This is a genomic window from Prosthecobacter sp., assembly GCF_029946185.1.
Classification (GTDB): domain Bacteria; phylum Verrucomicrobiota; class Verrucomicrobiia; order Verrucomicrobiales; family Verrucomicrobiaceae; genus Prosthecobacter.
Map to the genome: position 1 here is coordinate 1 of NZ_JAQSEA010000038.1, position 7324 is coordinate 7324.

The following is a 7324-nucleotide window of genomic DNA, read 5'->3' on the forward strand; positions in this document are numbered from 1 at the left end:
CACACGCCTCTTCCCGGGAGGTTCTGGAATCGCGGCCTGAAGGGCCGCCGGACTCAGCCCAGGGCGCAGCGCAGCCAGCCCTGGGTCATGCATGACGAGCCCATCTCACCGAAGGTCGCGCCCTGAAGGGGCGCGGGAGATCGTTCGATGTGCTCCCTGTCACCCTGCCCATCCAGCGCAGCCTCATCGCATGGGAAAATCCATTCCAAGGTGGACACCTCTTTTCTACAAGGATTGCGGCAGGGGCGGCGTTTTTTTGTGCTGCGCAAAGCGGTGCGGCATGTCCGCCATAAGTTCTCAGATTTCTCCCGCAGATTCAGGGAACCCGCAGGTTTTTTCTGAGCTAATCTGTGGGTTGCCTGAATCTGCGGGAAAATATCCGGAACATCGTTTCCCTTGCCACCAGGAGCCACTGCGCTCCCTCCGCTCTTTTCACTTTCCGCCTACAGGCCTTTGTTTGCAAAGCTGCGTCAGCGGGCTAGGTGAAGACGTATCCCAACTCCCATGCCCACCGAACAAGACATCCGCACCGCCCTTGGCAACGTCCGCTACCCTGGTTTCAGCCGCGACATCATCTCGTTTGGCCTCGTCAAGGGCATTCAAATGGAAGGCTCCAATGTCACCATCGACATCTCCGTGGCCACGCGTGATCCCAACATCCCGCGCCTCATCCATGAGCAGGCCATGGACGTGCTCAACAAGGTGGCCGGCATCGGCGAAGTGAAGCTCAATTTTGACATCAAAGACCCGCCCGGAGCCGGCGTCACCGCGTCTGAAAAACTCGGCAAGTCCAGCATCCCCGGCGTGAAAAAAGTCATCGCCATCGCCTCCGGCAAAGGCGGCGTCGGCAAGAGCACCGTCGCCTCCAATCTCGCCATCGCCATGAGCCAGAGCGGCCTGCGCGTGGGCCTGTGCGACTGCGATCTGTACGGCCCCAGCATCCCGCACATGTTTGGCACCGAAGAGCGCCCCTACCAGAACGACGAGCAGCAGATCGTCCCCATTGAAAAATACGGCGTGCAGCTCATCTCCATGGGCTTCCTCCTCGAAGACAGCTCCCCCGTCATCGTGCGCGGCCCCATCGCCACACGCTACACCCAGCAGTTCCTGCGGCAGGTCGCGTGGGATAATCTGGACGTGCTCGTGCTCGATCTCCCGCCCGGCACCGGCGACATCCAGCTCACCATCGTGCAGACCGTCTCGCTCGACGGTGCCGTCATCGTCACCACACCGCAGGAAGTCGCGCTCATTGATGCACGCAAGGCCGTGGGCATGTTTCAGAAGGTCAATGTGCCCATCCTCGGCATCATCGAAAACATGAGCTACTTCCTCTGCCCGAGCGACGGAGTGGTATACCACATCTTCGGCCAAGGCGGCGGCGAGCACGAGGCCAAGCGCCTCGGCGTCCCCCTCCTCGGCCAGATCCCCATCGAGATGCACGTCCGCGAATGCGGCGACGAAGGCCACCCCATCGCCCTCGAAGACGTCGAGAAGTCCGCATCCTCAAAAGCCTTCAGCGAGATCGCTGCGAAGCTGAAGTAGGGCAGGGCAAGATCGGCCAGAATGAACCCGCTCAATACGGGCAGGATTGCCCGTACGACCGTGGGAAGGCGGGCACTAGGCGAAGCGTTTTCCTGGCGAGTATTGGGTGCCCCCTCACCCCGCCTCTCCCCGGAGGGACATACTGGGCATTGCCATGTCAGGGGAGACGAGGGGGTGTCGCTTCGCTCAACCCCTCTGCTGACGCGGAGAGGGGAGGATGACGGACGCATGGAGCGAAAAACGTTCTTCCTTCCGCCACTTTGTGTTGGTATAAAGGGCACCCTAATGCGGTGGATCCTCCAACTTGGTTTGATGGTGCTCATGCTCCTTGGTGCAGGAAACTGTGCCTGGGGCAGGGGAAGTGTTGTGCTGCCGCCCGGCAAGGACTTCAACCTGGACTTGGAACCTGCTGTCCCAATGGTGCGCCATTCCCCTGAATGTTGATTTGTCAAGAGTTGCACCCTGACCCCATTTCCCCTGACCCCATTTCCCCACTGTCTGCTGCTGTAGGATGGTCAGGTGCATGCGTCTGTGACGAAGGCAGAAGTACTGAACAGCCGCAATCTAAGCGAAATTTATGGTGCTCGCGTGAAGCTTGGAAGTCGTCGCGACCGTTATTCCTTGCGACTCGCCTGACTCAGCCATGAAAAAAAGCATCGCCCGCCTCCTGCTCCTCCTGCTGCCGGTATTCGCCTATGGGACGGAGGAGGTTCGGTTTGAACGCGTCCCCGAGGGGGGAGTGCAGCCGCAGGTGGTCACGACCCGTGATGGAGCCCTGCACCTTGTCTATTTAAAAGGCGATCCGCGAGGGTGCGACATTCGCTACGTTACGAAAAAGGCCGGTGATTCAGCCTGGAGCACGCCGCGCACTGTGAACAGCACCCCTGCCACGGCCATTGCTGCCGGGACCATTCGGGGGGCGCAAATCGCGGTGGGAAGGGACGACTCGCTGCACGTGGTGTGGAACGGCGCGGGTGGCAAAGACCAGCCTGCGCCGCTGCTTTATACACGCTCATTGAACCATGGTGCCACGTTTGAAAAGCAGCGCGATCTGCGGGCGGGGACGCAGGCGCTGGATGGCGGGGCCTCCGTGGCCGCGAGTGCCCCAGGGGAGGTCTTCGTGGTCTGGCATGGCGCGCCAGCGGGTGCCGCGCCGGGCGAGATCAACCGGCGGGTGTTTGTGCTGAAGTCGGCTGACAATGGCGGCACGTTTTCCAAGCCGCGGATTGCGAACGGGGATGATCCGGGGGTGTGCGCGTGCTGCTCACTGAAAACTTTTGTGAGCCCGACGGGGGAACTGCTGACGCTGTACCGTGCGGCACGCAGCATGGCGCAACGGGACATCACGCTGATGAGTTCCAAGGATGGCGGGGCGACGTTTCAGCATCGGAATGTCGGGCCCTGGGCCATCAACGCGTGCCCGATGAGCAGTGCCAGTGTGATCGCCGCCGGATCAAAAACGCGGGCGGCGTGGGAGGCGGAGGGCAAGGTGTACACCGCACTGCTGGATGAGAGGTCTGCGGCGCTGGCTGTCTCCGAGGACAAGGCGAGGCACCCGGCGCTGGCGGTGAATGGGCGGGGTGAGACACTTGTGACGTGGAGCGTGGGCACCGGGTGGCAGAAGGGAGGGCAGCTTGGCTGGGTGGTGCTGGATGCTGGTGGCAAGCCGACGATGGAGCGCGGGATGAAGGACGGAGTGCCGGTGTGGGGATTCAGTGCGGCATATGCGGAGGGGGAGCGGTTTGTGATTGTGTATTGAGACTTCCGCGCACGTGATGCCAGTGTGCCCGGCTTCATGCCGCAGTTCCATTGGAGCTGGAAGCGGATGTCGCAATGATCCCAGACCATGCGCCATTGAAAACGAGCCTCTATCCAAGGTCAGAAAATGGGGTCAGCAGAAAATGGGGTCAGGGTGCAACTCTTGACACAATGCTTGACACGCTCTGACCGAAACGGTATTCCATTGGCTTAATGCCACGCAGTATCCGCATTCAATATCCAGGGGCGTTTTACCATGTCATGGCGCGGGGCAACCGGCGTGAGATGATCTTTCACGATGACGATGATCGCCGGTTCTTTCTGAAAGCGGTGGGCGAGGCCTGCGAGAGGACCGGCTGGCGGGTGCATGCCTGGGTGCTCATGGGCAATCACTACCATCTCTTCATCGAGACGCCGGAGCCGAATCTGGTGGCGGGGATGTCGTGGCTGCAAAACACTTATACACGCCGCTACAACGTGCGGCATCGCGCGTGGGGCCGGGTGTTTGGGGATCGCTACAAGGCGGTGGTGGTGGAGGGTGTGGACCGCTATCACTACCAGACGCTGATGGATTACATTCATCTCAACCCGGTGCGCGCCCGGCTGGTGCAGCCGCGCCAAGGGCAGAGCGTCGTGGATTACCCCTGGAGCAGCATGGCAGGAGGGTATGCGCTGCCGCCCAAACGACGTGCCAAATGGCTGGCGGCGGAAGCCGGGCTGAAGGCGTTTGATCTGGCGGACACCGTGGCTGGCCGTCGGCGCATGGTGGAGCGGCTGGATGAGCGTGCCGTCAAAGAAGCGATGAAAAAGTGTGGGGTTCCACCGCTGCCGGAAGGCGCGGATGCACGCTGCAGCCACCTGAGACGCGGCTGGTACTGGGGTGGGCAGGACTTTGCGGCACTCTTACAACGATGGGTGGCGTCGATGCTGAAGGGCACGAAACCGCCGAAGTCGCGTGGGTACGAGCACGCACCGCAAACCAAGGCGCACAGCCTGGATGAGGCGGAACGCTGCTTGAAGGCCGGCCTGGCTGCTGCGGGATTGCGTACGGATGAGCTGAGCGGATTGAAAGGCTCGGACATTCGCAAGGTGGCTCTGGCCGGGCTGCTGTGGAGGCGTACGGTGGCCTCGCAAGAATGGATCGCTGAACGACTGTTCATGAAGAGTGCGGCGAATGTGAGCCAGCAGTTGCGGCGGCAGGATCGAAACAAAGTGCAGGGCCTGTTGCCGAAGGCGTTGAAGGTTTTTTTACAGGAGCGTGATGTGGCGGATGGTTGAGGTTGATTTGTCAAGAGTTGCACACTGACCCGAATGGCACTGAATTAAGCCTGTTTTAGGACGGGTAAAGGCTCCGATTTTGATCCCAAACGGCCCTTAACTCAGTGCCATTCCACACTGACCCCATTTCCCCCCGCTCGAAGCAGTAACAAAATTGAGTGATATCTAAAAAACAGAGCAGTTGCGGAAAACAATTTATTTGACTCCCAAGCGCACTTTGGAGACTTTAAAGGTACACAAGTCCAAGAATGTTGGGACGCAGTTGATAGAGAAGCAGTGCTTCAAGGAGAATTAAAAACAATCGAAGACAACTTCGTGGCGAATAGTTGTCAAAAAGTTGCCTCGTCATTTTCATGAAAACGATACCAATTTTATTGATAGTTATTTCCACTCTTTATTCATGCACTGCCAGCAGAAAGGAGTCCCACGGCGGCCTGACCAATTTTAGAAAACTGGAATCTAAAGCTGAAAAGCGTGGGCGTTGTGCCTTAATAGTTCACTTCTATCGTGATGCTTCTGGACGTGAAATTAGGCATGGTCCTACGTCTATTTTTTACCCTCCGCACGGTCAAGGAGATACGGAGTGGTATGAGAATGGAAAAATGGTACGACTTTCTAAGAACTCTTCTTTCCTCAACGAGTAACAAATAAGATGCCCGGCATGAGTAGCAAGAAAGGGCCAGGAAAAAGGGGTCAGGGTGGAATGGCACTGAGTTAAGGCATGTTTGGGACGAACCTCGCCACCTCTACAGCCCTCAAGATGACCTCGCTAACGCATCCTAAGATGAGCTTAACTCAGTGCCATTCGGGTCAGGGTGCAACTCTTGACACAATGCTTGACACGCCCTGACGAAACGGTCTTCCATTGGCTTAATACCACGCAGTCTCCGCATGCAATATCCATGGGCTTTTTACCATGTCATGGCGCGGGGCAACCGGCGTGAGATGATCTTTCACGATGGCGATGATCGCCGGTTCTTTCTGAAAGCGGTGTGAGAGGCCTGCGAGAGGACCTGCTGGCCTTGAGCTGGATGTGCTTGGAACTGCAACGCTGCTGGCGATGACGGAGGTATCATCGATGAGAGATCTCGCCTTTTGCGAAAATATTCCCCAAGATGCAGGAATGTCAGCCGTGATGCCCGCCGAACACACCCACATGAGCGAACCTCACGACCTTTTCCTGGAAACCCTGCAGCGCTACGAGCGGCCCCTCATCCGCTATGCGCATGGCTACACGGGGGATCTGGAAGACGCGCGGGACATCGTGCAGGACGTGTTTGTGAAGCTCAGTCAGCACCTCGCCACGCTCGATCACGCGCGGCTCGCCCCCTGGCTCTTCACCGTGTGCCGCAACCGTGCCCTGGACCATCACCGCAAACATCAACGCCTCGTCGTTATGGAAACCGAAACCCTCGATCTCGAAGCCTCCGCCTCTCCCGCGCCGAATGACGCCATGGAGCAGCGGGAGACCGCCACCGCCCTGCGCGAACTCATCGAAACCCTGCCTGTGCGACAGCGCGAGGCCGTGCGGCTGAAGTTCATCGCCGGACTCGACTACCAGCAGATCAGCGCCGCCATGCAGACCAGCATCGGCAACGTCGGCTACCTCATCCACCACGGCGTCGCCGCCCTGAAGACCAAGTGGAAGGACCACGACGCGCCGCAGGCGGTGAAACTGAAACACGCCATCGCTTAAACCTCTTCACCCCTTTTTTTGACATGAAACCGGAACAAATCACCGCCTGGGCGCTGGATGAAGCCAGCACCGAAGAACGCCAGCAGCTCGAGGCGAAGCTGCTTGAAAATCCCAATGACAAACAGAAGGCCGATGAAACCAAAGCCTTCTGCGACTTCCTCCTCACCGAACTCCGCGACGACTCCCTCGCGCTGACCGACAAGCAGCGCGAGCGCCTCGTCGCACAAGCCTCCAGCGCAGCGCCATCCCCCGCAGCGCCCGCGTCCCCCTTGCACTCCGTCAGCGGGGTCCCACCCCTTCAGGCCCCCGCACCCCGCACCACCCGCTGGAACATCGGCGTCATCGTTCGCCTCTCCCTCGCCGCCTGCGCCGTGCTCGGCGGGTTTTGGACATGGCAGGCGTATTCCTCAAAGCAGAGCCAGGCCCGTGCCGTCGCGGCTGTCGCCAGCGTGGCGGAAAAGCCCGCCATCAAAGTACAGCTCGCCTCGAAACCGGAGCCCAAGAAGAAAGCAGGGCAGGGGCCGGAGGCGCTGCTGGCCGCGACGCCGGTAAAGCCCGTGATCGTGGCGGAGCTGCCCGCCGCCAAGCCGCTGTCCCCCCTGCCGAAAACAGAACCTGCCGCCGCCGCGCCTGCGCTGGCCTTGACCAAGGACCAGCGTGCGATGACTCCTGGCGATGTGACGAGGCTTAAGCAGATCCAGGATCAGCACGCCTATGGCTTGAGCTTTGGAGGAAAACCATTGGCAGGACTCCCGCCCCCAGCCACGCAGACGGCTCCGCCTCAAGGCTTGGCTGTGTCGGCTGCGGGCAGCATTGTCCAGGCAGGGACGGGTGTGACGACGCAGAAAATGGAGCCGTCTGCTGCGGGAGCTTCACTGGTGCTCACGGGCAGCGGCGTGCTCACGAGTGCCGACAACTCGATGGTGCAGCAGAGACCGGACATGATGGCTCGGAATGGCGGGGGCGCTATGATTGTTGCGGACGCGGATTTCGCCTCTCCCGCCAGAAGCCTGCCGGTGTCGCCTAGAGCGGATGCGAATTCACCGGGAC

Annotated in this window: 4 protein-coding genes and 1 pseudogene; all 5 read left to right on the forward strand. The window is 60.0% G+C overall.

Features of this window, described 5'->3' with window-relative positions:
• Nucleotides 1–504: 504 nt before the first annotated feature.
• Nucleotides 505–1542 (forward strand): Mrp/NBP35 family ATP-binding protein, encoded by a 1038-nt coding sequence (locus PSV43_RS02060; RefSeq protein ID WP_300193173.1) that lies wholly within the window; start codon nt 505–507, stop codon nt 1540–1542.
• A gap of 643 nt (nt 1543–2185) precedes the next feature.
• Nucleotides 2186–3301 carry a sialidase family protein gene (locus PSV43_RS02065; protein WP_300193176.1) on the forward strand — a complete coding sequence of 372 codons (1116 nt, stop codon included), beginning with the start codon at nt 2186–2188 and terminating at the stop codon, nt 3299–3301.
• A 260-nt stretch (nt 3302–3561) separates the two neighbouring features.
• Nucleotides 3562–4578, forward strand: coding sequence for a transposase (locus PSV43_RS02070; protein WP_300193179.1), 1017 nt, complete (start codon nt 3562–3564; stop codon nt 4576–4578).
• Between the two features lie 1156 nt (nt 4579–5734).
• On the forward strand, nt 5735–6274 hold the full coding sequence (locus PSV43_RS02075) for a sigma-70 family RNA polymerase sigma factor (RefSeq protein ID WP_300193182.1): 540 nt from the start codon (nt 5735–5737) through the stop codon (nt 6272–6274).
• A gap of 23 nt (nt 6275–6297) precedes the next feature.
• Nucleotides 6298–7324, forward strand: a pseudogene (locus PSV43_RS02080) (hypothetical protein); the annotation flags it as partial.